The organism is Streptomyces stelliscabiei (genome assembly GCF_014873495.1).
GTDB classification, from domain to species: domain Bacteria; phylum Actinomycetota; class Actinomycetes; order Streptomycetales; family Streptomycetaceae; genus Streptomyces; species Streptomyces bottropensis.
The window spans coordinates 951,725-975,538 of the sequence record NZ_JADBGF010000001.1; the positions used below are offsets into that span (position 1 = coordinate 951,725).

The 23,814-nt window shown below is 72.3% G+C and carries 26 protein-coding genes and 1 pseudogene; 15 read left to right on the top strand and 12 right to left on the bottom strand.

Going from position 1 to position 23,814, the window contains the following annotated elements; translation table 11 throughout:
* The first annotated feature begins 7 nt into the window (after window positions 1-7).
* The 5 genes from H4687_RS04180 to H4687_RS04200 are packed head-to-tail and all read left to right on the top strand — an operon-like array spanning window position 8 to window position 4,596.
* The gene (locus tag H4687_RS04180; protein ID WP_046916686.1) at window positions 8-907 is read left to right on the top strand and encodes an STAS domain-containing protein; all 900 of its coding nucleotides are present in this window, start codon (window positions 8-10) and stop codon (window positions 905-907) included.
* Complete coding sequence (locus H4687_RS04185; RefSeq protein WP_046916685.1) at window positions 904-1,344, top strand: STAS domain-containing protein; 441 nt, start codon at window positions 904-906, stop codon at window positions 1,342-1,344. The genes H4687_RS04180 and H4687_RS04185 overlap by 4 nt, the downstream gene beginning before the upstream one ends.
* Window positions 1,344-1,784, top strand: a complete 441-nt coding sequence (locus H4687_RS04190; protein WP_046916684.1) for an anti-sigma regulatory factor — start codon at window positions 1,344-1,346, stop codon at window positions 1,782-1,784. Before H4687_RS04185 ends, H4687_RS04190 begins: the two co-directional genes overlap by 1 nt.
* Window positions 1,784-2,854, top strand: a complete 1,071-nt coding sequence (locus H4687_RS04195; protein WP_046916683.1) for an ATP-binding SpoIIE family protein phosphatase — start codon at window positions 1,784-1,786, stop codon at window positions 2,852-2,854. Before H4687_RS04190 ends, H4687_RS04195 begins: the two co-directional genes overlap by 1 nt.
* Window positions 2,851-4,596 carry a PP2C family protein-serine/threonine phosphatase gene (locus H4687_RS04200; protein WP_046916682.1) on the top strand — a complete coding sequence of 582 codons (1,746 nt, stop codon included), beginning with the start codon at window positions 2,851-2,853 and terminating at the stop codon, window positions 4,594-4,596. The genes H4687_RS04195 and H4687_RS04200 overlap by 4 nt, the downstream gene beginning before the upstream one ends.
* Here the strand turns inward: H4687_RS04200 and H4687_RS04205 are convergent.
* From H4687_RS04205 to H4687_RS04225, 5 genes are all read right to left on the bottom strand, one after another.
* Window positions 4,589-5,014, bottom strand: coding sequence for a MarR family winged helix-turn-helix transcriptional regulator (locus H4687_RS04205; protein ID WP_046916681.1), 426 nt, complete (start codon window positions 5,012-5,014; stop codon window positions 4,589-4,591). The two genes, H4687_RS04200 and H4687_RS04205, sit on opposite strands and share 8 nt — an antisense overlap.
* Before the next feature lie 87 nt (window positions 5,015-5,101).
* Window positions 5,102-5,911: an SAM-dependent methyltransferase gene (locus tag H4687_RS04210; RefSeq protein WP_046916680.1), complete on the bottom strand. Its 810-nt coding sequence runs from the start codon at window positions 5,909-5,911 to the stop codon at window positions 5,102-5,104.
* A 34-nt stretch (window positions 5,912-5,945) separates the two neighbouring features.
* A complete protein-coding gene (locus tag H4687_RS04215) occupies window positions 5,946-6,440 on the bottom strand; it encodes a hypothetical protein (RefSeq protein WP_046916679.1) in 495 nt (164 codons plus the stop codon).
* Between the two features lie 216 nt (window positions 6,441-6,656).
* Window positions 6,657-6,908 (bottom strand): DUF397 domain-containing protein, encoded by a 252-nt coding sequence (locus tag H4687_RS04220; protein ID WP_046916678.1) that lies wholly within the window; start codon window positions 6,906-6,908, stop codon window positions 6,657-6,659.
* A 2-nt stretch (window positions 6,909-6,910) separates the two neighbouring features.
* Window positions 6,911-7,732 carry a helix-turn-helix domain-containing protein gene (locus tag H4687_RS04225; protein ID WP_046916677.1) on the bottom strand — a complete coding sequence of 274 codons (822 nt, stop codon included), beginning with the start codon at window positions 7,730-7,732 and terminating at the stop codon, window positions 6,911-6,913.
* 303 nt (window positions 7,733-8,035) lie between these two features.
* On the opposite strand from H4687_RS04225, the gene H4687_RS04230 reads away from it, so the two are divergent.
* Window positions 8,036-9,457 (top strand): tetratricopeptide repeat protein, encoded by a 1,422-nt coding sequence (locus H4687_RS04230; protein WP_046916676.1) that lies wholly within the window; start codon window positions 8,036-8,038, stop codon window positions 9,455-9,457.
* 12 nt (window positions 9,458-9,469) lie between these two features.
* Here the strand turns inward: H4687_RS04230 and H4687_RS04235 are convergent, their stop codons facing one another.
* Window positions 9,470-10,372, bottom strand: coding sequence for an SDR family NAD(P)-dependent oxidoreductase (locus H4687_RS04235; RefSeq protein WP_050398563.1), 903 nt, complete (start codon window positions 10,370-10,372; stop codon window positions 9,470-9,472).
* A 352-nt stretch (window positions 10,373-10,724) separates the two neighbouring features.
* Between H4687_RS04235 and H4687_RS04240 the strand changes: the two genes are divergently transcribed.
* Complete coding sequence (locus H4687_RS04240) at window positions 10,725-11,276, top strand: DUF6624 domain-containing protein (RefSeq protein ID WP_046916675.1); 552 nt, start codon at window positions 10,725-10,727, stop codon at window positions 11,274-11,276.
* A gap of 148 nt (window positions 11,277-11,424) precedes the next feature.
* A pseudogene (locus H4687_RS04245) lies at window positions 11,425-12,010 on the top strand (GNAT family N-acetyltransferase).
* Between the two features lie 55 nt (window positions 12,011-12,065).
* Here H4687_RS04245 and mraY read toward each other — a convergent pair.
* Entirely contained in the window at window positions 12,066-13,133 is a 1,068-nt protein-coding gene (gene mraY, locus H4687_RS04250) for a phospho-N-acetylmuramoyl-pentapeptide-transferase (RefSeq protein WP_050398562.1), read from the bottom strand.
* Between the two features lie 394 nt (window positions 13,134-13,527).
* On the opposite strand from mraY, the gene H4687_RS04255 reads away from it, so the two are divergent.
* Window positions 13,528-14,028 (top strand): hypothetical protein, encoded by a 501-nt coding sequence (locus tag H4687_RS04255; RefSeq protein ID WP_050398561.1) that lies wholly within the window; start codon window positions 13,528-13,530, stop codon window positions 14,026-14,028.
* 58 nt (window positions 14,029-14,086) lie between these two features.
* Here the strand turns inward: H4687_RS04255 and H4687_RS04260 are convergent, their stop codons facing one another.
* From H4687_RS04260 to H4687_RS04270, 3 genes are all read right to left on the bottom strand, one after another.
* Window positions 14,087-15,055, bottom strand: a complete 969-nt coding sequence (locus tag H4687_RS04260) for an aldo/keto reductase (RefSeq protein WP_050398560.1) — start codon at window positions 15,053-15,055, stop codon at window positions 14,087-14,089.
* A gap of 130 nt (window positions 15,056-15,185) precedes the next feature.
* Window positions 15,186-16,487, bottom strand: coding sequence for an MFS transporter (locus tag H4687_RS04265; protein ID WP_167358643.1), 1,302 nt, complete (start codon window positions 16,485-16,487; stop codon window positions 15,186-15,188).
* Between the two features lie 147 nt (window positions 16,488-16,634).
* The gene (locus H4687_RS04270; protein ID WP_225967157.1) at window positions 16,635-17,240 is read right to left on the bottom strand and encodes a LysE/ArgO family amino acid transporter; all 606 of its coding nucleotides are present in this window, start codon (window positions 17,238-17,240) and stop codon (window positions 16,635-16,637) included.
* Window positions 17,241-17,319: 79 nt separating this feature from the next.
* On the opposite strand from H4687_RS04270, the gene H4687_RS04275 reads away from it, so the two are divergent.
* On the top strand, window positions 17,320-18,228 hold the full coding sequence (locus tag H4687_RS04275) for a LysR family transcriptional regulator ArgP (protein WP_046913628.1): 909 nt from the start codon (window positions 17,320-17,322) through the stop codon (window positions 18,226-18,228).
* A 10-nt stretch (window positions 18,229-18,238) separates the two neighbouring features.
* Here the strand turns inward: H4687_RS04275 and H4687_RS04280 are convergent, their stop codons facing one another.
* The gene (locus H4687_RS04280) at window positions 18,239-18,922 is read right to left on the bottom strand and encodes an NUDIX domain-containing protein (protein WP_046913629.1); all 684 of its coding nucleotides are present in this window, start codon (window positions 18,920-18,922) and stop codon (window positions 18,239-18,241) included.
* 103 nt (window positions 18,923-19,025) lie between these two features.
* Between H4687_RS04280 and H4687_RS04285 the strand changes: the two genes are divergently transcribed.
* Together H4687_RS04285 and H4687_RS04290 are read left to right on the top strand one after the other, a co-directional pair.
* Window positions 19,026-19,703, top strand: coding sequence for an AIM24 family protein (locus tag H4687_RS04285; protein WP_046913630.1), 678 nt, complete (start codon window positions 19,026-19,028; stop codon window positions 19,701-19,703).
* Between the two features lie 95 nt (window positions 19,704-19,798).
* Window positions 19,799-20,428: an alpha-ketoglutarate-dependent dioxygenase AlkB gene (locus H4687_RS04290; RefSeq protein ID WP_046913631.1), complete on the top strand. Its 630-nt coding sequence runs from the start codon at window positions 19,799-19,801 to the stop codon at window positions 20,426-20,428.
* A gap of 28 nt (window positions 20,429-20,456) precedes the next feature.
* Here H4687_RS04290 and H4687_RS04295 read toward each other — a convergent pair whose 3' ends face one another.
* Window positions 20,457-21,674, bottom strand: coding sequence for an FAD-dependent monooxygenase (locus H4687_RS04295; RefSeq protein ID WP_192781647.1), 1,218 nt, complete (start codon window positions 21,672-21,674; stop codon window positions 20,457-20,459).
* Window positions 21,675-22,012: 338 nt separating this feature from the next.
* Here H4687_RS04295 and melC1 point away from each other — a divergent pair, with 338 nt between their 5' ends.
* The 3 genes from melC1 to H4687_RS04310 all read left to right on the top strand — a co-directional run bounded on the left by melC1 (window position 22,013) and on the right by H4687_RS04310 (window position 23,814).
* Window positions 22,013-22,378: an apotyrosinase chaperone MelC1 gene (gene melC1, locus H4687_RS04300; protein WP_046913633.1), complete on the top strand. Its 366-nt coding sequence runs from the start codon at window positions 22,013-22,015 to the stop codon at window positions 22,376-22,378.
* A 56-nt stretch (window positions 22,379-22,434) separates the two neighbouring features.
* Entirely contained in the window at window positions 22,435-23,259 is an 825-nt protein-coding gene (gene melC2 / locus H4687_RS04305; RefSeq protein WP_046913634.1) for a tyrosinase MelC2, read from the top strand.
* A gap of 102 nt (window positions 23,260-23,361) precedes the next feature.
* On the top strand, window positions 23,362-23,814 hold the full coding sequence (locus H4687_RS04310; protein ID WP_046913635.1) for an SRPBCC family protein: 453 nt from the start codon (window positions 23,362-23,364) through the stop codon (window positions 23,812-23,814).

The window sequence follows — 23,814 nt, forward strand, 5'->3', positions numbered from 1 at the left end:
GAGATCCGTGCCGGAACAGGACACGGCAGACCGGCAGTTGACCCCGGCACAGGAGGTGGCGGAGTTCCTGCGCAGCCGCCAGGAACAGATCGCGCAACGCTGGGCCGACGCGGCGCTGTTCCGCACCGTCTTCACCCACTCCCGGGACGAGGCGGTGGAGGCGGGCCGGGCCGTCGTGGACGCCCTCGCCGCCGTGGCCGCCGCCGAGAACGTCGAGGACGCGGAGTCCGGCGGCTTCCACGTCGTGCGCGAACAGCTCGCGCGGACGGCCGCCGCCCGGGCGCGGGCGGGCTCCACCGTCACACAGATCTCCGCCGAGGTGGACGCGCTGCGGCCACCCGTGACCGAGCTGCTGGTCGCCGAGTTCGCCGCCGCGCCGGCCACGCATCTGCGGGAGTGCACCACGACACTGACGGTCCTGATGGGCACCCTGCGTCTGGTGGTGCTGGAGACGGCGCTGAGCGAGGGCGAGGAACTCATCCACCGGCAGCGTCTGCAGCTGATGGAGGTCGCCACGCCGGTGATCAGCCTGTGGGAGGGCATCGTCGCCGTCCCCCTGATCGGCACCCTGGACAGCGCGCGCAGCCAGGTGGTGATGGAGCGGCTCCTCGACTCGATCGTCGAGCAGCACGCCCGGTTCGCCATCCTGGACATCACCGGGGTCCCGACCGTCGACTCCCTGGTGGCCCAGCACCTCATGAAGACCGTGGCGGCGGCGCGGCTGATGGGAGCCGAGTGCATCGTCTCCGGCATCCGGCCGCCGATCGCGCAGACCATCGTCCACCTGGGCATCGACCTCAGCTCGGTGCTCACCCGCACGAGCCTCGCGGACGCCCTGGCCTACGCGCTGCGCGAGCTGGGCACGGACATCGTGCCCCGCGACCCGGCAGGTTCGGGGCGCAGGTGAGCGGCGATCTCTTCGCCGCGTACGGCGGTCCGTCCTCCTACGGGACGCCCGTGCCGGTGCTCAAGCTCGGCAACGTGCTCCTGGTGTCCCTCCAGGGCGACCTGCACGACGGTGCGGCGGAGCAGCTCCAGCAGGACATCAGCTCCACCGTGGCGCGCAGCGGCGCCACGGGCGTGGTCATCGACCTCTCCGGTGTGGAGATGGTGGACTCGTTCCTGGGCCGGGTGCTCGGCGACATCGCCGCCCAGACGAGTCTGCTCGCCGCCGGGACGGTGGTCTCGGGCATGCGTCCGGCCGTCGCGATCACCCTGGTGGAGCTGGGTCTCACCCTGCCGGGGCTGCGTACCGCGCTCAGCACCGAGGACGCGTTCCGTCTCCTCGGCGAACCGCATCCGACCTATCCCCGCCGAGGACACGCCCGCCAGGAGAGTCCGTGATGCAGACCGTCGGCGGCCTCTCCGCCTGCCTGCCGATCCGCTCGGATCTCGATCTGGTGTGGGTACGTCAGCATGTGCGACAGGCGGCCGCCCAGCTCGGCTTCGGTCTGGTCGAGCAGACCAAACTCGTCACCGCGGCCAGCGAACTGGCCCGCAACACCCTGGTCCACGGCGGCGGGGGACAGATGGAGTGCGAGCCCGTGGACCGGGGCGGCGCACGCGGACTGCGCCTGGTCTTCAGCGACGAGGGACCGGGCATCCCGGACCTCGACCAGGCCCTCATCGACGGCTACACCTCCGGCGAGGGCCTCGGTATGGGCCTCGGCGGCGCCCGGCGGCTGGTCCACGAGTTCGCCATCGACAGCCGCCCCGGCTCGGGTACCGCCGTCACGGTGACCTCCTGGACGGCGGGTGCGCCGCGCCCCCGCGAGGAGCGGTGATGCCGCGCGTCTGGGAGGTTCCGGTGCACGACTCCACCCGGGTGCGTGACGCCCGGGTGGCCGCCGAGGCCGCGGCGGCACGGGCCGGGCTGGACGCGGACCGTGCCGCCGGCTGCGCGCTGGTGGCCACCGAGCTGGCGACGAACCTGCTCAAGCACGCCGGTGGCGGGCTGATACTGCTGGACGTCGTCTCCCGGCCCGCGCCGGAGCGGGCGGACGGCGCGGCCCCCCTGGTGCAGATCGTCGCGATCGACCACGGTCCGGGGGTACGCGACGTGGCGGGCGCGCTGCGCGACGGTTTCTCCACGACGTCCTCGCTCGGGGCGGGCCTCGGCACCTGCCGCCGGGTCGCCGACGACTTCGACCTGCACAGCACGGTCGGCCGGGGCACCGTCGCCCTGGCCCGGCTCGGCGCGCGGCCCCGCCGCCGCGCCGGCGCGGCCCCCTCCCCCACCGGGGCCCTGCGCGCCGGAGGCGTCAACGTGCCCTTCGCCGGGGCCGAGTTCTCCGGCGACGCCTGGGCCTGGGTCCGGGAGGGCGACCTCGTCACACTGATGCTGGCCGACGGTCTGGGCCACGGCGTGGCGGCCGCCCGCGCCTCCTCCGCGGCCGTGGAGCAGCTGTACCGGGCGCCCGGGCTGCCCCCCGCCCAGCTGCTGCGGCGGCTGGAGGGCGCGCTGCGCGACACCCGGGGCGCCGCCGTCGCCGTCGCCCAACTCGACGTCGCCGAGGGCAGGCTGCTGTTCTCCGGCATCGGCAACATCGGGGCGCGGCTGCGCACCGGCGCGCACTGGCAGCCGCTGCTGTCACGGCCCGGCATAGTCGGCGCCCACCGGGCCGCCCACCTCCCGCAGCACACGGCGGACTGGGGGGACGACTGCCTGCTCGTGCTGCACAGCGACGGTCTGCCCAGCCGCTGGAGTCCCGGACCCGCCGCCCACAGTCCCTCCCTCGACCCCGCTGTGATCGCCGCCGTGATCGTGCGCGACGCGAGCAGCCCCGCCCGGCCGGTACGCGACGACACCACCGTCGCCGTACTGAGCCCCTCCCCGCCGGACCGCTTTCCATGACACGTACCTGGCATGTCAGCTCCGTCACCGACGCCGCCCGGGCCCGTATCGCCACCGCGCGGCTGGCCACCGCGCACGGGGTCTCCGCGACCGACCGGGCGCGGCTGGTGTCGGTGCTCTCCGCACAGCTGCGGCAGTGCCTCACCAAGGGGGGCACGTGGCTGCTGACCGCCCGGGTCACGACGGTGGGGCCCGGTGGCAGCCGGTTGCTGGTCGAGGTGACGTCGGCGAACCGGCGGCCGGGCGAGTTCCGGCAGCCGTGGCGGCTCACGGTCGCCTGTTCGGGGGAGGGGCGCCTGCCGGACAGCGGGCACGTGCCGGGTGATCCGGAGACGCTCGCGGAGGCCCTGTTCGGGGCCGACGAGGACGCCGCGCTGCTGCTGGAGAAACTCGACGAGCAGGAGGCGCTGGTCGCCTTCCACCGTGAGGAGCTCCACCAGACCAACCAGGGCGTCCTCGCCCTGCACGCCGAGCTGGACGCGGCCGGCGTCGCGCAGCGCGAACTGTTCGCCGCCGAGCAGAAGGCCCGTGAGGAGGCCGAGAACGCGCGCGGCCGGCTCACCTTCCTCGCCGACGCCAGCGCCGCTCTGACCGCTTCCCTCAACCCCGACGCGATCGTGCGGCTGCTGCCCACCCTCCTGGTCCCCCGGTACGCGCACACCGCCGACGTATGGCTGTTCGACGGGGAGGGCGATCTGGCCCGGGGCGGCCCGCGACCGGCCGCCGCCGTCGTCGCGGCCCGCCGCGGGCGTCCTCAGTACGCCGCCGACCACCCCGGCGGGCTGCCCGGCGTCGACGACCATCCGCCCTCGGCGCTCGCCCCCGCCCGGCCCCTGCTGTGCGTGCCGCTGGTGACCCGGGGCGCGCCCCTCGGGGTGCTGACGCTGTCCCCGCCGAACGACCAGCGGTGGGACGCCCACGACGCCGTGATGCTGATCGAGCTGGCCCGGCGCGCCGGTGTGGCGCTGGAGAACGCCCGCCGCTTCGAGCACAACCGTGACATCGCCGAGACCCTGCAGCGCGCCCTGCTCACCGAGCTGCCCACCACCCCGGGGCTACGGCTCGCCGCCCGCTATCTGCCGGCCACCCGGGGCCTGAACATCGGCGGCGACTGGTACGACGCCTTCCGTCAGCCCGACGGCAGCCTGATCACCGTCATCGGCGACGTCACCGGGCACGGTCTGCGCGCCGCGGTGATGATGAGCCAGCTGCGCACCGCGCTGCGCGCCTACGCCGTCGACGGCAAGACCCCCGGACAGCTCCTGACCCGTCTCCATCTGTTCCTGCACCATCTGCAGCCCGACCTGTACGCCACCGCCGTCATCGCCCGGTTCCATCCGAGCGAGCCCACCCTCACCTGGGCCGCCGCGGGGCATCCGCCGCCCGTGCTGCGTTCGCCCGACGGGCGGGTGCGGATCCTGGACGCCAAACCCGGTGCGATGCTCGGCATCCCTCTCCATCAGGAGATCCCCGACCACACCGTGCCGCTGCCGCCCGGCTCGACCCTGGCCCTCTACACGGACGGGCTGGTGGAGCGCCGCGCCCAGGGCATCGACCCGGGCATCGAGCGGCTGGCGACCACCCTCGAAGGCCTTCCCTCGGCGACGCTCGACGACGATGTCGCGGAATCGGCCGACCGGCTGCTCGAGCCGCTGCTGGACGACGAGCACGAGGACGACGTGTGCCTGCTGCTCTGCCATGTGCACAGTGACGGCGGGCGGATCGCGGCGCGGGTCAGCTGACGGATCCCCCGAGGGCCCGCAGCGTCTGCTCGACCCGGGCGCGCTCGGCGGCCGGCATCGCGGCCAGGACGTCGGCCAGACGCGCCGACAGGCGCCCGGTGAGGTCGGCGAGGAACCCGTGTCCGCGCTCGGTGACCATCAGGTGCACCTCGCGCCGGTCGTCGAAACGGACGCCCCGGCGGAGCAGGCCCGCCGCTTCGAGCCGGTCGCAGAGCCGGCTGGCCGTGGGCAGGCCCACCGCGAGCTGCTCGGCCAGGGCGGTCAGGTTCAGCTCGGGCTGCCCGCGTACGGCGCGCAGCGCCAGTATCTGTCTCGGGGACAGCCGGGGGGAGACGTCGCCGACGGCCGAGAACCACAGGGGCACCAGGTTCTCCACGGCGTCGAGGAGCTGCCGGTCGATGTCGTGGGGGCCCGTCATGCGGGGGGCCTACCCGAAGTGCCCGGGAGTACACGGGTGTCCTTCCGTGCCTCCCGCGTCCCCGGTCCGCCCGCCGGGCGGATGCCACTAAGCCTTGTGGGCCACTCCCCCGTACACGTCCGTCGGCTCCGGGTTCGTGCCCGGCTCCGGACGCCACAGCGGGCAGGACACGATGCCGGGCTCCAGCAGCTCCAGGCCCTCGTAGTACGCGTGCAGCTGGCGGGGGCTGCGCAGCACGTAGGGGACGGCGCCGGTGTCGTCGTAACCGTCCTGGGCACGCTTGAGTTCGGCGTCGGTGTCCGTGCTGTCGTAGTGGACGAAGTAGCTCCCCGACGGGAGGGCGGCCTGCAGGCGGCGGACGATGTCCTGTGCCTGCTCGTAGTCCTGGATGTGGCCGAGGATGCCCATCAGCATCAGGGCGACCGGCCTGTCGAAGTCGAGGACCTTCCCGGCGGCTTCGAGGATGGTGTCCGGGTCGCGCAGGTCGGCGTCGACGTAGTCGGTGACGCCTTCCGGGGTGCTGGTGAGCAGGGCCTGCGCGTGCCGCAGCACCAGGGGGTCGTTGTCGACGTAGACGATGCGGGACTCCGGGGCGACCTTCTGGGCGACCTGGTGGGTGTTGTCGTACGTCGGAAGGCCGGTGCCGATGTCCAGGAACTGACGGATGCCGCGCTCCCGGGCCACGAAGGTGACCGTGCGGATGAGGTACACGCGGGAGGCGCGCGCCATCGTCTCGATGTTGGGGGCGATCTCGCGGTAGGCGTCGCCCGCCTCGCGGTCGACCTCGTAGTTGTCCTTGCCTCCCATCCAGTAGTTCCAGATGCGGGCCGAGTGCGGCACCGTGGTGTCGATCTTCGACAGGGCTTCCTGGTCGGGAGTGGGGTGGCCGTCTGCCATGGGTACTCTCCTGCCTCACATCGCGTGGTCGTCGCTAACCTATCGTCAACTGTCCTGCGTTTTGCCAGAGTTGGGGCGGACGAGCAACGGGGGCACGGATGGGGCCGACCGGCTCGCCGACGTCGAGGGTGACCACGGGTACGTGCTGGGCGAGGGTGCGGAAGACCCGGGTGTAGGCGGTTGCCGCCTCCGTGGCCTCGGACGTGGTCAGGTGGAGCATGGCCCCGTCGCGTTCGGCCACGGCGTCGGCGAGGTCCAGTGCCTGGATCCAGGTCACCCGGGAGCGGCCCCGGCGCAGTGGTCCGTGCACGAGTTCCGCGATGAGGTGCCCGTCGACGGCCAGCCGGCCGGGTCCGTCGAGGAGTTCGCGGTAGGGCAGGGCCGGGTCCAGGTGGTGCAGGGCGGGCGGCATGCGTCGGACCTCGAAGCCGAGGTCCGCCAAGCCGCCGAGGAGACGGTCACGGCCGGGCCCGTCGTGCCCCTCGACGATCAGGGTCCGGTACCGGGTGAGCACGGGCGGCGGGATCATCCCGAGTTCCTCGGGAGCGGCCGGCCGGGCTCGGCCCGGAACACGCGACGGCACGACCATGCCGCTCCCTTCGGGTGGTGGGCCACGGGCGCCGGCCCGACGGTCCGTGCACGGCCTGGAGGAGCACCCAGTCTGACCACGGCCGGCGGACGAGGGGAGTGTGCGCACCGGGTGTCCGGTTGTGCGCGCGTAGTGACCCGCCGTGTGGGCGGGTGGTCAGGCGATGAGGAAGTCCGCCTCGCCGGCCTTGGCGCCGTTCAGGAACGCCACCATCTCCTCCCGGGAGTAGACGAGGGCGGGGCCGTCCGGGTCGGTGGACTGGCGGAAGGCCACGCGGCCGTCGGCCAGGCGCTTGGCCTCGACGCAGGAACCGCCGTTCGTGCCGCTCCAGGGCTTGCGCCAGCCCTCGGCGCCGAGTTCGGGAGCGGGCATGCCGCTGTGGACGGGGCTGTCGGGTGTCCTTGCCATGGTCACAACTCCTTGCGTAGTGCCGCCAGGATGTCCCTGGTACGAGCGACCGGTTCCGCCTGCACGGACATCCGGTCCAGTACCTCCAGATAGGTCACGACGTCCGCGGGCTGGTCGACGTACTGGGCGCCCGCGAGGCCCTCGGTGTAGACGATGTCGGGGAGTTCGGAGAAGCCGAAGCGGAAGTAGTGGAAGGGGCCGTACGCCCCGGGGTGGGGTCCGGCCGCGAACCGCATGATCTGGATCCTGACCTTGGGCCGGTCCGTCGCCTCGGCGAGCCGGTCGATCTGGGCCCGCATCACCTCGGGGCCGCCCACCGGCCGGCGCAGCACGGTCTCGTCGAGGATGGCCCAGACGGCCGGCGCCTCGGGTTTGGCCAGCAGGTCCTGACGTCGCAGACGCAGGGCGACCCGGCGGTCGACGTCCTCGGGGGCCGCGTTCGGGAAGCCGACCCGCATCAGCGCGGCGGCGTAGTCGTGGGTCTGCAACAGACCCGGTACGTACTGGGGTTCGTAGAGCCGGATGACGGCGGCTTCGCTCTCCAGGCTCACGTACGCGCTGAACCACTCGGGCAGCACATCACGGAACTTGTGCCACCAGCCCGGCTGGTTGGCCTCGCGGGCGAGGGCGAGGAAGTCCTCGATCTCGCCGCCGGAGACCCCGTAGGTGCGCAGCAGCTCCTTCACGTAGGGGATGCGGAGACCGACCTCGGCCTTCTCCATACGGCGGACCGTCAGCGCGGTGACCTCGATGGCGCGGGCGGCGTCGTCGAAGGAGACACCGGCCTGCTCCCGCAGTTGGCGGAGCCGTTTACCGAGGACCATGCGCAGGACCGTGGGCGCCGCGGGAGCGCTCCCTCCGACGCGGGTCTCACTCACGTGCAACCTCCCGGGGCGGGATCCACAGCGTGCAGTGTGCCATGCGATCCATTGACACCGACAGGTCTTCGCGGTTCATTCTGAAATTATCAGAACGCAGGTTGCGGGCCGCGTCGTTCGGCCACCATAGTGACCGAGTGACCTGCCGCACATCACCGGCAGCGTCCTCGAACTCCTCCGGCCCGCCCAGGAGTTGGCGCCACGGCGGGCAGGGGTCAAGCCGCGCGCCGACACGATGCGACAACCTGGATGGCCGCCGTGACGAACGGATTACAGGGATTACCGAGGAACCCGGCCAAGGGAACCGGTGGGCCCAACAAGCCACTGGCGGCAGCGCTGAAGGAGGCCGGCTGCTCGTACGCCTCCCTCGCCCTGCGGGTCAACGACCTGGGCCGCTGCCAGGGCGCGGACACCAACTACGACAAGGCCTCCGTCACCCGCTGGCTCCAGGGCCAGCAACCACGGGGCAACACACCGGAGTTGATCGCCGCGGTTCTCGGTGAACGGCTGGGCCGCGCGCTCACTCCGGCCGACCTCGGTTTCCCGCTCGACCGCGGGCGACCGGTGACGGGGCGGGCGCTGATGTACGTCGAGAACGTGGCGGAGACCCTGCACACCCTGGCGGAGCTGGGCTCCACCGACATCTCCCGGCGCAGCCTGCTCGGTTCGGTGCCCTTCGTGCCGGGCGCGCTGACGAACCCACAACGGGCCTGGCTGCTGTGGCTGGTGGAGAGCCAGGACGCGCCGAAACTCGCTCCGGTGTCGGGCGGCGGGCCGGTGGAGCAGGTCCACGCGATGCTCCGCATGTTCGACGAGATGGACAACCACTACGGCGGCGGCGGTATCCGCACGAGCATCGTGCAGTACCTCACCACCGAGGTCGTCCCGCTGCTCCAGCAGCGCGGCACTCCCCCGCACCACCGGCGCGAGCTGTTCGCCGCCGCCGCCCGGCTCGCGGCCATGGCGGGCTGGAGCTCCTACGACGCCGGCGAGTACGGCCTGGCCCAGCGGTACATGACGCAGGGCCTCAGGCTCTGCGCGGAGGGCCGCGACCACGTACTGGGCGGCCAGATCCTGGCCGGGCTGTCTCATCTGGCGACCAGCCTCGGCCGCCCCGACGAGGGTGTGGCCCTGGCCCGGGCCGGGGTGGCCACCGCCAGGGACTCGGGCAGCCCCCTCGGTCTGATGCGCCTGCACGCCATGTCCGCGCGCGGCCACGCGGCACTGGGCCGCCCCCGTGAGACGGCCGAGGCGTTGCGCGCCGCCGAGAAGCAGCTCGACGCGAGCCGGGGCGCCGGCCAGGAGTCGCCCTGGGTGCGGTTCCTCGACCACCACTACCTCCAGGCCGAGTCCGCCCTCTGCTTTCGCGATCTGGGTCTCGCCGCGCAGGCCGAGCACACGGCGGGCGAGTCGGTGCGCGCGCACGCCGACCGCCGCCGCCGCCAGGCCATCAGCCGGTCCGTCCTCGCGACGGCCCACCTCCAGCAGAACCGTCTGGACGAGGCGATCGCCACGGCCACCGTCGCGCTCGACGCGCTCAGCGGTGTGCACAGCGAACGGTCCATCCAGGCCCTGCGCGACTTCCGCGGCCGGCTGACGTCCCGCCGCGACGAGCCCCTCGTACAGGACTTCGAACGCCGGTCGCGGGTGGTGCTGGGGGCGGCCGCCTGAGGGCTGCGCGGTTCAGTAGCCGTCCGGCGAGGGCGCGTTCTGGGCCCGGTCCACGGGCAGGTGGGCGCCGGAGACACCTGTCGCCCAGTCGGAGAGCAGGAACACCACCGTGCGCGCCACCTCGTGCGGAGTGACGGGGGCACCGGACGGCAGCTCCGCTCCGGCGAAGTTCTCGTACGCCGGTGGATCTTCGCGGCGCATACGGTCCCAGCGGCGGCCGGGGATCAGCATCGAACCCGGTGACACGGCGTTGACGCGGATACGGTCCGGACCCAGCTCGCGGGCCAGGGAGGCGGCCAGATGGATGAGGGCACTCTTCGCCGCCCCGTACTGCGCGGGTGGTCCCGGTTTCCAGCCCGAGATCGAGCCGACCAGCACGACCGAGCCGCCGTCGGCCGCGCGCAGAAACGGCAGCGCGGCCCGGACGAGACGGGCGGTGTGTCCGACGTTCAGTTCCCAGGTGGCCGCCCAGTCGGCACCGTCCGCCTGCTCGAAGGTGCCGCCGCGCGAACCGCCGACGCAGGCGACGACGCCGTCGAATCCGGCGGGCCCGGCGGGTCCGGCCGGTCCATCGGGTGCGGCAGGCCCGGCGCATCCCGCGGGCCCAGCGGCGACGAAACGTTTCGCCGCAGTCGTCACGAAGTCCTCCAGCCGTCCGGGCTCGGTGACGTCGAGCCGGTCGGTGAACAGCCGGTCTCGCTGCGCCCCCGCCAAGGAGCCCTCCAGCGCCGTCAGCCCCACCCGCTCGCGCGCGCAGGTGGCGACCTGCGCGCCCTCGGCGAGCAGCAGGCGTACGACGCTCTCGCCCAGCCCCCGGGTACCCCCGGTGACCAGCACCCTCTTGCCGCGCATGCCGGGCCAGCCGGCGGGGACGTCCCGCTCACGAAGGGGCGGGTTCTCGTCGACGTTCACCATGGTCGGGAACCTATACAGCGCGCGCCACTACCCGCCCGCACCTGCACAACCCCTCCACCACCTGGCGTTTCGTGCGCCCGGTGCTGTTGTCTGCGACAACAGCACCGGCGGCCCGCCACGCCGGTCGACCCCGCCACCATGAGGACACGGAGGAACCCGATGACGGCAGTCAGGGTCGGCGCGCCCCGCCGACGGATCCCTGCCGCGACAGCGCACGGCCCCCGGCGGAGCGCCCACGAGGCTCCGTACGGCGGGGCAGGCCGCCCCCGGGGCGCGGTGAGGCTGCCGTGATCCCGCGCGAGGAGCGGCTCTCGCACGCCGTCCGGGAGCCGAGGTGAGGGGCGCCCCGGCCATGGAGAACTCGACGGAACCGACGCCCGGGACGGCACCACCGCGTCGCGGGGTGGTCGCGGCCGAACTGGTGCGCAGGGCCGAGTACGAGCGGCGACTGGCCCACGAGGCCCGGTCCGCGCCCACCGCGCGGGCCCGGGACCGTATCGCCGAGTGCCGGGCCGGCAACGGGGACGCCCTCCGCGCGATCGTCGCCCGCCACGGCTGGCCCACGGCCGAGTCGGTCGGCGAAAGCGCCTCGACGGCGGCCCTGATGCTCCTCCTGAACTCCCCCGACCTCGGCTTCCAGCTCACCTGCCGCGATCTGATCGCCGAGGCGGTCGCGGACGGCAGCTGTCCCGCCGTGCACCACGCCTATATCGCCGACCACTGTGCCGTGGCCCTGAGCCAGCCCCAGTTCTACGGCACCCGGATCGACCCCGGCACCCTCTTCCCGTATCCCATCCGCCACCCCGAGACGGTCGACGAACGCCGTCACGACGTGGGCCTCGGCCCGCTGACCGACCATCTGCGGGCGGTGCGGTGCGGGCTGGGGGCGGGCGGAGGGCTGTAGGCGGCGGGTGCCACGGCGGCGGAGCCTGCCGACGCGAGCGGGTGGCGATACCCCGGCCGTCCGGTGCCGAGGGAACCGTAGCGGCAACCGCCTTGCCCGGCAGGGTCATGCGATCGCCCGCGCTCCGGGATCCCGTTGGGTCGGCGCGATGTCCGAACTGCGAACCGACCGCCTGCTCCTGCGCGCCTGGCGGGAGTCCGACCCGGCGCTCTGGGCGGCCCTGAACGCCGATCCCGAGGTGCGCGCGCACTTCCCGGTGTCCTCACGAGGGAACAGAGCGACGCGTCCGCCGCCCGCTTCCAGAGCGACCTCGACGGGCGGAGGTGGGGGTGGTGGGCGGTGGAGGTGCGCGCGACGGGCGAGTTCGTCGGCTTCGCCGGGTTGGATCCGGTGGACGAGGACATGCCGTTCTCCGGCGTGGAGGCGGGCTGGCGGCTGGCGGCTGGCGGCTGGCGCGTACGCCCTGGGGGCCAGGGTTACGCCACCGAGGCCGGGCGGGCCGTCGTGGACTTCGGCTTCACACGCCTGCGTCTGCGTCTGCGTCTGCGTCTGCGTCTGCGTCTGCGTCTGCCGGAGATCCTCGCGGTGACCACCGCCGGCAACCTCCGCTCCCAGGCGGTGACGCGGCGTCTCGGCATGTCCCGGGACCGTCCGACGACTTCGAGGACCCGAGCGTGCCGGAGGGGCCGTTGCGACGGGGCGTGGTGTTCCGGCAGGCGGCCGGCGTCCCGTAGGACACGGGGTGGGTCCGGGGCGGTGGCCGCTGCCCGGACCCGTCGCTCGTTCCTCTCAGCCCGCGGCCCACGCCGCGTAGAACAGGCCGAGGCCGGCGATCACGCAGATGCCCTGGATGGTCCAGAAGCGGACCACGACCAGGACTTCGGACCAGCCCTTGAGTTCGAAGTGGTGCTGGAGCGGGGCCATCCGGAAGACCCGCCTGCCGGTCAGCTTGAACGAGCCGACCTGGATGACCACCGACAGGGTGATCAGGACGAACAGCCCGCCGAGGACGGCGAGGAGCAGTTCGGTGCGGGAGCAGATCGCGAGGCCGGCGAGGGCGCCGCCGAGGGCGAGGGACCCGGTGTCCCCCATGAATATCTTGGCCGGCGAGGTGTTCCACCACAGGAACCCGAAGCAGGCCCCCATCAGCGCGGCCGCGACGACCGCGAGGTCGAGCGGATCGCGCACCTCGATGCAGGAGGCGGGGTCGGTGAGTTCCATGGCGTTGGCGCAGGAGTTCTGGAACTGCCACAGGCCGATGAAGGTGTAGCCGCCGAAGACCATCACCGACGCCCCGGTGGCGAGGCCGTCCAGACCGTCGGTCAGGTTCACCCCGTTCGACATGGCCAGGATCATGAACAGGGCCCACACCACGAACAGCACCGGCCCGATGGTCCAGCCAAAGTCGGTGACGAACGACAGTTTCAGGGACGCCGGCGTCTGGCCCCGCTCGTCCGCGAACCGGATGGCGAGAAGGGCGAACACGATGCCCACGATCAGCTGACCGGCCATCTTCGCCCCGGCCCGCAGCCCCAGCGAACGCCGCTTCACGATCTTGATGTAGTCGTCGAGGAACCCGACCACACCCATGCCCGCCATCAGGAACAGCACCAGGAAACCGGGGTACGTCGGGCTCTCCCCGGTGATGACCTTGGTCGCGACGTAGGCGACGACCGTGGCCAGGATGAAGGCGATACCGCCCATCGTGGGGGTGCCGCGCTTGCCGGCGTGGCCGCGCGGGCCGTCGTCGCGGATGTACTGCCCATAGCCCTTCCGTGCCAGCAGCTTGATCAGCAGCGGGGTGCCGATCAGCGTCAGGAACAGGCCGATGGCCCCGGCAAACAGGATCTGGTTCATCGGACGGCGGTCTCCCCCTCGGTCGCGCTCTGGTACGCGACGGCCTCACCGGTGTCGCTGGTTCTCACGGGCCCCACCCTATGCAGACACCTGATCTTCGTACGGCGGCGGGTAGTTGACGACGAAACGGGGAGCGCCAGGCGGTCTCCGTGGTCCCCGCGGCGGCGGTTGTTCCGCTTCCCCGTGGGAGGCGGGCCGGCCCGGGGCGGGCGCCGCCGGGTCACTCGAAACGGTGCTCACGGCGTGAGCGGGCACGCGGGCGGCGCCCGGGGCGCTCCGGCGCGGGGCGGCCCGCCGTCCGGGCACGGACCGACCGTCCGGCATGCCCCGCGTCGCCCCCTCCCCCACCGGGCCACCGCGCCCGCCCCCGCGCGGGGCTGAGACACTGCACGTCATGGCCACCTTCACACCCGCGCGCGCCCTGCTGATGCTCACCACCGGGCTGACCTGTCTGCTGATGGCGGTCGGCGCCCTCATAGGCGCGCTGATCGGCGGCGGCCCCGTGGCCCTGGGGGCGGCGGTGTGCGCCGGGCTCGTCGGCATGGTGGGCTCGCTCATCGTGCGGCGACGGGCCATGGCGCACTTCGCCATGGCCCAGCGGCAGGCCGGGCAGCGGGGCTACGCCGAGGGCATCGCGCACGGCGTGCTCATCCACGTCACCGCCTACGAGGCCGCCGTCTTCCCCCGCACCGGGCCGCACGGCGTCAGCGCCGAGGAGCGCGCGGCCCGCCGCACCATCGCCTACCGCATGGCCGCCCTCGACGAGGTGCCCCAGAAGGTCCGTGTGGCCGCCGCGGACGCCCTGGCCCGCCTCGACAAGACCGACCGCGAGGGCGCCGAGGAGGCGCTGGCCCGCCTCGCCACCACCGTGCGCCTGGAGTACTCCCGGCCGTGATGCCGGCGCTCCCGGCGCGAATGGCGCCCGCTTCGGGGGTGCCGGGCGCCGCTCTGGCTCAGTGACCGCTGATCGCGCGGGGCGTGTAGGGCCGCTCCAGTTCCTCGATCTCCTTCTCCGTCAGGGTGACGTCGAGCGCGGCCACGGCGTCGTCGAGGTGGTGGGGTTTGGTCGCGCCGACGATGGGCGCGGTGACGGTCGGACGGCTCAGCAGCCAGGCCAGGGCGACCCGGGCACGGGGCACGTCGCGCTCGCCGGCGATCCGGGTGACGGCGTCGACGATCTCGCGGTCGCCCTCCTGGTAGAGGGTCTTGCCGAAGGTGTCGCTCTCGGCGCGTGCGGTGACGGTGTCCCAGTCGCGGGTGAGACGGCCGCGGGCGAGCGGGCTCCAGGGCAGGGTGGCGACGCTCTGGTCCTCGCACAGCGGCAGCATCTCGCGCTCCTCCTCGCGGTAGAGGAGGTTGTAGTGGTTCTGCATGGACACGAACCGCGTCCAGCCGTGCAGGCGGGCGGTGTGCTGCATCTTCGCGAACTGCCAGGCGTACATCGAACTCGCGCCGATGTAGCGGGCCTTGCCCGCCTTCACGACGTCGTGCAGGGCCTCCATCGTCTCCTCGACCGGGGTGTGCGCGTCGAAACGGTGGATCTGGTAGAGGTCCACGTAATCGGTGCCGAGGCGCCGCAGGCTGGCGTCGATCTCCGTCATGATCGCCTTGCGGGACAGGCCCAGGGCGTTGGGGCCCTGGTGCATGGCACCGTTCACCTTGGTCGCGAGGACGATCTCCTCGCGTCGCGCGAACTCCGCCAGCGCACGGCCGACGATCTCCTCGCTGGTGCCGTCGGAGTAGACGTTCGCCGTGTCGAAGAAGTTGATCCCGGCGTCCAGCGCCTGCCGGATCAGCGGGCGTGACGACTCCTCGTCCAGGGTCCACTCGTGCGGGCCCCGGTCGGGGATCCCGAAACTCATGCAGCCCACACAGATCCGGGACACGTCCAGACCTGTCGAGCCGAGCTTCACGTACCGCATCGTTGCGACTCCTGCCTGTGGGGGGTGCGGCTGCCCAGCGTACGAAACGGCGGTGGCGGACCGGATGCGGACGGGAGGGAACGGATAAGGAACGGAGGTGTGACGGATGCGGGACGGAGATGCCGATCGGTCAGATCCGGTACCGCCTCAGTGCCGGTGTCACGGTCGCCAGGAGCAGCGTCGCGGCGATGACGAGCAGGCCGCCGCCGACCACGGCCGTCCGGGCGCCGAAGGCCGCGCCGGCGGTGCCGTGCAGGACGTCGGCGAGGCGGGGCCCGCCGGCGACGACCACCGTGAAGACGCCCTGCATCCGGCCGCGCATCTCGTCGGTCGCGGCGGACAGCAGGATGGCACCGCGGAAGATCATGGAGACCATGTCCGCTACACCGGCGGCGGCGAGGAACAGCACGGCGAACCAGAGGCTGGTGCTGAGCCCGAAGCCCGTGATGGCCGCGCCCCAGCCCATGACCGCCGCGATCACCATCAGGCCGTGCCGGCGGGCGCGGGAGAAGGTGCCCGACAGCAGACCGCCGAGGACGGCGCCGATGGGGATGGCGGCGAACAGCAGGCCGAGGGCGAGCCCCTCGTCGTAGGGGGCGTACGTGGTGTCGGCGAGCTGGGGGAAGAGGGCGCGGGGCATGCCCAGGACCATCGCGATGATGTCGGCGAGGAAGGACAGCAGGAGCACCTTGTGCAGGGCGATGTAGCGGAAGCCCGCGAGGACCTCCCGCCAGCCGGCGCGCCGGGTCGTCGTGTCGTCCAGGGGCGGCAGGGACGGCAGTCTGTGGACCGCCCAGAGGGTGAGGCACAGGGCCAGCGCGTCGATCAGATACAGCTCGGACAGGCCGATGACCGGGATGAGGGCGCCGGCGAGCAAGGGGCCTGCCACCAGCCCGAGTTGCATCACGGTCGAGCCGAGGGCGGCGGCCGCGGCCAGTTCGTCGGCGGGGACCAGCCGGGCCACGGAGGCGTTGCGGGCGGGTGAGTTGAGGCCGAAGAACGCCTGCTGGAGGGCGAGCAGTGCCATCAGCGTCCACACCGATTCGAGGCCGGTGACGGCCTGCACCCAGAACAGCACCGAGGTGACGGCGATACCGGTGTTGGTGACCAGCAGCAGGGTGCGGCGGTCCACGCTGTCGGCGACCGCGCCGCCCCACAGCGCGAACACCACCAGGGGAAGCAGGCCGGCGAGGCTCGCGTAGCCGACCCAGGCGGAGGAGCCGGTGATGTCGTAGATCTGCTTGGGTACGGCCACGGCGGTCAGCTGGCTGCCGACCGCCGTGACGATGGTGGACGACCACAGGCGCCGGTAGGCGGGGCGGCGCAGGGGGCGGGTGTCCATCGCCCACAGGCGCCGGCCCCGGCGGGGTGGCGTCGGGGCGTCGTCCTCCGGTGCGGTCTCGTCGCCTGCGCTGCTCTGGGTGGTGTCCACGGGCATCCTGATGCTCGATACATCTTTCGATTCGGGCACCACTATCGCGGAGATCGCCACCGCCGGGACAGGCGGTCGGGCGGCCGTCTCACATGCTGTCGCCGCGACCCGCGCCCCCCGGGGCCACGGACCCGCGCCCGCCGGGGGTCACGCTCCGGCGATCAGCATGCCGCCGAGCGCGAGCATCGTCACCGCGACCAGGCCGTCCAGGACCCGCCAGGCCGACGGGCGGGCCAGCAAGCGGCTGAGCAGCCGGGCGCCGAAGCCCAGGGCGGCGAACCAGCAGAGGCTGGCGAGGCCGGCGCCCAGGCCGAAGGTCCAGCGCAGGGGACCGCGGTCGGAGGCGATGGACCCGAGCAGGAACACGGTGTCGAGGTAGACGTGGGGGTTGAGCCAGGTCAGGGCCAGACAGGTGAGGACGGCCCGGCGCCGTGAGCCCGCGGAGCCGCTGTCCGCGCGCAGGGCGGCGTCGCCGGGCCACAGGACGCGGCGGGCGGCCAGGGCGCCGTAGACCAGGAGGAAGCCGCCGCCGACCAGGGCGACCGCCTTGAGCGCGCCGGGCCAGGCGACGACCACCGCACCGACCCCGGCGACCCCGAGGGCGATCAGCACCGCGTCGGAGAGGGCGCAGATGGCCACGACGGGGAGCACGGCGTCGCGGTGCAGCCCCTGGCGCAGGACGAAGGCGTTCTGGGCGCCGATGGCGACGATGAGGGACAGGCCGGTGCCGAATCCGGCCGCGAGGGCGGTCATTTCGCTGAACACACCCCGCACGTTAGGAAACGCGACACTCATGCGTACAGCTAAAGATTCTTACGTATCATTAGCGTTCGTGATGTCTCAGCTTCCGGCCGATCTGGTGCGCACCCTGCTCGCGGTGGTGGACGAGGGCACGTTCGACGCGGCGGCCGCCGCCCTGCACGTGACGCCGTCGGCGGTGAGTCAGCGGGTCAAGGCGCTGGAGCAGCGGGTCGGACGGGTCCTGCTGGTCCGTGCGAAGCCGGTGCGGACGACCGAGTCCGGCGAGGTGATCGTCCGGTTCGCGCGTCAGCTGGCCCGCCTCGAACACGACGCGCACACCGCGCTCGGCATGACCGGCGCCGGCGAGACCACGCGGGTGTCCATCGCGGTGAACGCCGACTCCCTGGCCACCTGGTTCCTGCCCGCCCTCACCCGCGTGCCCGAGGAGCTGCGCCCCTGCTACGAACTGCTGCGCGAGGACGAGCAGCACACGGCCCGGCTGCTGCGCGAGGGCCTGGTGACGGCCGCGGTCACCTCGGCACCGGACGCGGTGGCCGGGTGTTCGGTCCGGCCGCTCGGCCGGATGCGGTACGTGCCGTGCGCCTCGCCCGCGTTCGCGGAACGCCGGCTCGGCGTCGGTTCGGGTGTGCCGCTCAAGGACGTGATCGGGGACGCGCCGGTGGTGTTCTTCGACCGGCGGGACGACTTCCAGAACGTCTTCGTCCGCCGGCTGACGCGAGGTCGTCCGGCCGGGGCGCGACGGCACTACGTGCCGACGTCCGAGGGCTTCGCCGACGCCGTGGCCGCCGGGATGGGCTGGGGCATGGTGCCGGCGGCGCAGGCCGAGCCGCTGCTCGCCGCCGGACGGCTCGTCAACCTGGCGCCGGAGCGGCCCGTGGACACCCCGCTGTTCTGGCAGCAGTGGAAGCTCGACTCCCCGACGCTGACGGCCGTGGCGGACGCGGTCGCCGCCGAGGCCGCCGAGGCGCTCGACCCGTGAGCCGCTCCCGCTACGCCCCGTCCCCGGCCGCGAACGGCCCCTCCAGCGCCGCCCACTGGAGCAGCATGATGGTCTTGGCGTCGGCGATCTCGCCGCTGCGGATCATCCGCAGGGCCTGACGGAAGGGCAGTTCGACGCGTTCGATGTCCTCGCCCTCCTCGTCGAGGCCGCCGCCCTCGTGGGTGCGGGTCGACGGGCCGTAGGAGGCGGCGTAGAAGCTGACGCGTTCGGTGACCGAGCCGGGGCTCATGTAGATGTCGAAGACGTGCTGGATCTCGCCGATGGTGTGGCCGGTCTCCTCGATCACCTCGCGCCGTACGGCGACCTCGGGGTGCTCGTCCTCCTCGTCGAGCAGGCCGCCGGGGGTCTCGACGAGCATCCCGTCGGGGTGCCCGTTGACGTAGGCCGGGTAGCGGAACTGCCGGGTGAGCAGGACGGTTTCGCGGGCGGCGTCGTAGAGCAGGACGGTGGCGCCGTTGCCCCGGTCGTGCGTCTCGCGCTCCTGGGTGCTCCAGGTGCCGTCGGTGTGCTGGAAGTCGAAGGTGGTGGTGCGCTCCACGTACCAGTGGCTGGACAGCAGTCGCACGTCCCGCACCTTGACGCGGGGGTTGCCGGTCAGGTCCCGGCCGGTGCGGTCCAGTCCGGTGCGGCCCCGGCGGTCCGGGAGGTCGACGCCGACGGTCTTGTTGGTCATGTGTCCGCTTCTACCATCCCGATCACGACGTTGTCAGGCGCCCCAATTCGCCTGCTCCGCGCGTCGCTTGGCGGAATCGGGCACTCCGGGACAGCATGCCCGTATGAAGAGTGATCTTTTCTCCCACGAGAACATGGTCCAGCCGGCGCACGCGCCCGGGATGACCGTCCAGAACGCCAAGTCCATCAAGTACGCCGTCAACGGCGAGATGCTCGCCCGGCAGGGCGCGATGATCGCCTACCGGGGAAACCTGCAGTTCGAACGCAAGGGCCAGGGCGTGGGCGGCATGCTCAAGCGCGCGGTCACCGGGGAGGGGCTGCCGCTGATGGCCGTGCGCGGTCAGGGCGAGGCCTGGTTCGCGCACGAGGCGCAGAACTGTTTCATCGTCGACGTCGAGCCGGGCGACGTGTTCACCGTCAACGGCCGCAACGTGCTCTGTTTCGACGCCTCGCTGTCCTACGAGATCAAGACCGTGAAGGGCGCCGGCATGACCGGCGGCGGCCTGTTCAACAGCGTGTTCACCGGGCAGGGCAGACTCGGCCTCGTGTGTGACGGCAATCCGCTGGTCATCCCGGTCTCCCCGCAGCTGCCCGTGTTCGTCGACACGGACGCGGTCGTGGGCTGGACGGCGCACCTGAGCACGTCGCTGCACCGCTCCCAGTCCTTCGGCTCGATGATCCGGGGCGGCTCCGGGGAGGCCGTGCAGCTGAAGCTGGAGGGCGAGGGCTTCGTGGTCGTACGACCGAGCGAGCTGACGCCGCAGAAGGCCCAGCAGCACTGATCGACGGCGAAGGAGGGAGCCGAGGTCCCCGGGCCCTTCGACAGCCCCGACCTCCCGAGCGAACACGCTTTCGAATTCGGGGGTACGCTGGCCGTATGGCCACGCACCTCCAGGGCTCCCTCTTCGACCAGTCCGACGACCTCCGCCTCGGCCCCCTCGACGGGCTGCGCCGGCGTGAGCTGGGCGCCGGGGCCTGGATCGACCTGCTGCCGGGATGGCTCACCGGCGCCGACGCCCTCTTCACCCGGCTCGCCGAGGAGGTGCCCTGGAAGGCGGAGCGGCGCCAGATGTACGAGCAGGTCGTGGACGTACCGCGACTGCTCGCGTACTACGGCGCCGAGGACGCCCTCCCCGACCCCGTCCTGGACGAGGCCCGGGAGGCACTGTCCGCGCACTACGGCTCCGAGCTGGGCGAACCGTTCGCCACGGCGGGGCTGTGCTTCTACCGCGACGGCCGGGACAGCGTGGCCTGGCACGGCGACCGGATCGGGCGGGGCGCCCGGGAGGACACGATGGTGGCCATCCTGTCCCTGGGCGACCCCCGCGATCTGGCCCTGCGCCCGCACGGCGGCGGCGGCGAGACCCTGAGGTTTCCACAGGGGCACGGCGACCTGATCGTGATGGGCGGCTCCTGCCAGCGCACCTGGGACCACGCGGTCCCCAAGTCGACGCGGGCGGTGGGGCCGCGCATCAGCGTCCAGTTCCGGCCGCGCGGCGTGCGTTAGCCGTACGGCCCCGGGGGGCGGGGGCGCGCTACCTCCGGTCGGCGTCGGCGAGGGCACGCGCCTGTGACGACCGGGCCAGCTTCGGGCCCAGCCAGCGCTTGAGGCGGCGCAGGACCTCCAGACGGCCGGCCGCGCGGTCGAGGCGGTAGTAGAGCTGCGGCGGCACGTACGGCAGCAGCGGGGAGTGGCGCTGGCCGAGGAGCGCGAACATCTGCTCCGGGGGCAGGTCGATGTACCGCTGGATGTTCTCGTACCACTGCGCGCTGTGGCGGGCCGCGCTCTGCAGCCGCAGCAGCTCGGACTTGCGCCGCCGCTCGTACGCGTCGAGCGCCGCCTCCATGTCCGGGTGGGCGCCGAGCGATTCGGCCAGGCAGATCGCGTCCTCCAGGGCGAGGGTGGTGCCGGCGCCGATGGAGTAGTGGGTGGTGTGGGCGGCGTCACCCAGCAGGACGAGGTTGCCGTGGTGCCAGGTGCGGTTGGTCAGGGTGCGGAAGGTGAGCCACTGGGCGGTGCCGTCGTCCTGGGCGCGCCCGAGGAGGGGGTGACCGTCCAGGATGTCGGCGAACAGCTTCTCCAGCAGGGCCAGCCCGTCGGCCTCGCCGAGGCGGTCCAGGCCCAGGCCGTTCAGCGTCCGCGGGGAGCACTCGATGACACAGGTGCTCTGCTCGTCGCTGAAGGGGTAGGCGTAGGCCCAGATCCAGCCGTGGTCGGTCTCCTGGAAGGAGAAGGTGAAGGCGTCGTGGACCTTGGTGGTGCCGAGCCAGATGTAGGTGTTGCGGCCGAGCGTGATGTCGCTGCCGAACCGGTCGGCGTACCGCTCGCGCACGGTGCTGTTGACCCCGTCGCCCGCGATGACGAGATCGGCGTCCGGCAGGTCGTCGGCCGTGATCGCGTCCTCGTACTCGACGCGGACGCCCAGGGCCCGCGCCCGTTCGGCGAGCAGTTCGAGCAGCCGGCGCCGGCCGATGCCGAAGCCCTCGTCGCCCGGCTGGACCGTCCTGCGGTCGCGGACGTGCGCCACCCCGCGGTCCCAGGTGACGGAGTTCCCGCTGATGGCGAGGGCCGTCTCGGGGTCCTGCTCGCGGAGCTTGTCCAGTAGCTCGGACCAGTAGGTCACGCCCCAGCCGTACGTCGATCCGGCCGGGTTCCGTTCATGGACGGTGATGTCGTGGGACGGGTCCTGCCGCTTCATCAGGATCGAGAAGTACAGGCTTGCGGGTCCGCCGCCGACGCACGCGATCTTCACGCACACTCCCATTTCGCTGCGCAAAGCGATCAATTGACCACGAAGAGTAGCAGTGCGGACGCTCCCAGGATTCACGCCACTTTGCGCGCGTGACACCGACCACAGGATCCGCACACCCACCGCAAGATCATCGGCCGCGACCTCGCCGCCGGGCGGAATTTCCCCCTCCACCCCTACTCGAAGATCCACAACAGCAAGATCATCTTTGTTCAACCTTGCACGACATATACGTGATTGTCCTGATCGCGGCCAACCGGCTTCCGGGGATTTCTCCCGTTCCCCACCTGATCGATAGGCATGACGAGTCATCAATCCCCCCATGTCCAGGAGGATCTCGCATGCCCGACATCACCCGCCGCCACGCCCTCGGCGCCGCGGCCGCCCTCGCCGCGACCGTCGGCGCCCCGCTCACCGCCGCCGTCGCGGACGACCACGCCACCCACCAGGACCACAAGGCCCCGCAGACCTTCGACGAGGTGTACCGGGGCCGCCGGATACAGGGGCACGCGACCGACGGCGGCGGCCACCATCACGGCGCCGGGTACGCCGTGTTCGTCGACGGGGCCGAACTGCATGTCATGCGGAACGCCGACGGCAGCTGGATCAGCGTCGTCAGCCACTACTCCCCCGTGCCGACCCCGCGCGCCGCCGCCCGCGCGGCGGTCGACGAACTCCAGGGCGCCCGTCTCGTCCCCTTCAACTGACCCGCACCCGCACCCGCACCCGCACCACGCGAACCACCGCAAGGAGCCGCAGAGCCATGACCGTACGCAAGAACCAGGCGACCCTGACCGCCGACGAGAAGCGGCGCCTCGTCGACGCGCTGATCGCGCTGAAGCGCTCCGGCCGCTACGACGAGTTCGTCACGACGCACAACGCGTTCATCCTCGGCGACACCGACAACGGCGAACGCACGGGCCACCGTTCGCCCTCCTTCCTCCCCTGGCACCGCAGATTCCTGCTGGAGTTCGAGCGGGCCCTGCAGTCCGTGGACCCGGCCGTCGCCCTGCCCTACTGGGACTGGACGGCCGACCGCACGACCCGCGCGTCCCTGTGGGCGCCCGACTTCCTCGGCGGCACCGGGCGCAGCCGCGACGGGCAGGTGATGGACGGCCCCTTCGCGGCGGCCACCGGGAACTGGCCGATCACCGTACGGGTCGACGGCCGTACCTACCTGCGCCGCTCCCTCGGCGCCGGGGTGCGGCAGCTGCCGACCCGGGCCGAGGTGGACTCGGTGCTCGCGATGCCGACGTACGACATGGCGCCCTGGAACAGCGCCTCGGACGGCTTCCGCAACCACCTGGAGGGCTGGCGGGGCGTCAACCTGCACAACCGGGTGCACGTCTGGGTGGGCGGCCAGATGGGCACCGGGGTCTCCCCCAACGACCCCGTCTTCTGGCTGCACCACGCGTTCGTCGACAAGCTCTGGGCGGACTGGCAGCGTCTGCACCCCGGTGCCGCGTACGTGCCGGCCGCCGGGACTCCGAACGTCGTCGACCTGAACGAGCCGATGAAGCCGTGGAACGACACCACACCGGCGGCACTGCTGGACCACACCGCCCACTACACGTTCGACGCGGCCTGACCGTGTCGACGCGTTGATCCTCGGGGAGTTGGGTACCCGCTCCGGACGCGCCCGGGGTGACCCGGACGCGATCGACACGCAACCGATGTGAGGAGGCGACCGATGACCCAGATCGAGGAGTCCGTCGAGGTCCACGTCCCCGTCCGGACCGCCTACAACCAGTGGACGCAGTTCGAGACGTTTCCCGAGTTCATGAGCGGGGTCGAGCGGATCGAGCAGCGTTCGGACACGCTCACGCACTGGGTGACCAAGGTGGACGGCGTGCGGCGGGAGTTCGACGCGGAGATCACCGAGCAGGTCCCGGACGAGCGGGTGGCGTGGACGACGGTCGGCGGCGAGGCCCGTCAGGCCGGCGTCGTCACCTTCCACCACCTCTCCGAGGAGCGCACGAAGGTCATGCTGCAGATGGACTTCGAGCCCACGGGCACCGCCGAGAAGGTGGCCGACAAGCTGGGGGTCGTGAAGCGGCAGACCAAGGGCGACCTGGAGCGCTTCAAGACGTTCATCGAGAAGCGCGGCCGGGAGAGCGGGGAGTGGCGCGGCGCCGTCGTGTGA

Coding starts and splice junctions, on each gene's coding strand:
- H4687_RS04190 (WP_046916684.1), top strand. CDS start 1,344: ATGCAGACCGTCGGCGGCCTCTCCGCCTGCCTGCCGATCCGCTCGGAT.
- H4687_RS04255 (WP_050398561.1), top strand. CDS start 13,528: ATGGCCACCTTCACACCCGCGCGCGCCCTGCTGATGCTCACCACCGGG.
- H4687_RS04200 (WP_046916682.1), top strand. CDS start 2,851: ATGACACGTACCTGGCATGTCAGCTCCGTCACCGACGCCGCCCGGGCC.
- H4687_RS04290 (WP_046913631.1), top strand. CDS start 19,799: ATGGCCACGCACCTCCAGGGCTCCCTCTTCGACCAGTCCGACGACCTC.
- melC2 (WP_046913634.1), top strand. CDS start 22,435: ATGACCGTACGCAAGAACCAGGCGACCCTGACCGCCGACGAGAAGCGG.
- H4687_RS04270 (WP_225967157.1), bottom strand. CDS start 17,240: ATGACCGCCCTCGCGGCCGGATTCGGCACCGGCCTGTCCCTCATCGTC.
- H4687_RS04310 (WP_046913635.1), top strand. CDS start 23,362: ATGACCCAGATCGAGGAGTCCGTCGAGGTCCACGTCCCCGTCCGGACC.
- H4687_RS04205 (WP_046916681.1), bottom strand. CDS start 5,014: ATGACGGGCCCCCACGACATCGACCGGCAGCTCCTCGACGCCGTGGAG.
- H4687_RS04230 (WP_046916676.1), top strand. CDS start 8,036: ATGGCCGCCGTGACGAACGGATTACAGGGATTACCGAGGAACCCGGCC.
- H4687_RS04260 (WP_050398560.1), bottom strand. CDS start 15,055: ATGCGGTACGTGAAGCTCGGCTCGACAGGTCTGGACGTGTCCCGGATC.
- H4687_RS04225 (WP_046916677.1), bottom strand. CDS start 7,732: ATGGTCCTCGGTAAACGGCTCCGCCAACTGCGGGAGCAGGCCGGTGTC.
- melC1 (WP_046913633.1), top strand. CDS start 22,013: ATGCCCGACATCACCCGCCGCCACGCCCTCGGCGCCGCGGCCGCCCTC.
- H4687_RS04280 (WP_046913629.1), bottom strand. CDS start 18,922: ATGACCAACAAGACCGTCGGCGTCGACCTCCCGGACCGCCGGGGCCGC.
- mraY (WP_050398562.1), bottom strand. CDS start 13,133: ATGAACCAGATCCTGTTTGCCGGGGCCATCGGCCTGTTCCTGACGCTG.
- H4687_RS04220 (WP_046916678.1), bottom strand. CDS start 6,908: ATGGCAAGGACACCCGACAGCCCCGTCCACAGCGGCATGCCCGCTCCC.
- H4687_RS04240 (WP_046916675.1), top strand. CDS start 10,725: ATGGAGAACTCGACGGAACCGACGCCCGGGACGGCACCACCGCGTCGC.
- H4687_RS04215 (WP_046916679.1), bottom strand. CDS start 6,440: ATGATCCCGCCGCCCGTGCTCACCCGGTACCGGACCCTGATCGTCGAG.
- H4687_RS04195 (WP_046916683.1), top strand. CDS start 1,784: ATGCCGCGCGTCTGGGAGGTTCCGGTGCACGACTCCACCCGGGTGCGT.
- H4687_RS04235 (WP_050398563.1), bottom strand. CDS start 10,372: ATGGTGAACGTCGACGAGAACCCGCCCCTTCGTGAGCGGGACGTCCCC.
- H4687_RS04285 (WP_046913630.1), top strand. CDS start 19,026: ATGAAGAGTGATCTTTTCTCCCACGAGAACATGGTCCAGCCGGCGCAC.
- H4687_RS04210 (WP_046916680.1), bottom strand. CDS start 5,911: ATGGCAGACGGCCACCCCACTCCCGACCAGGAAGCCCTGTCGAAGATC.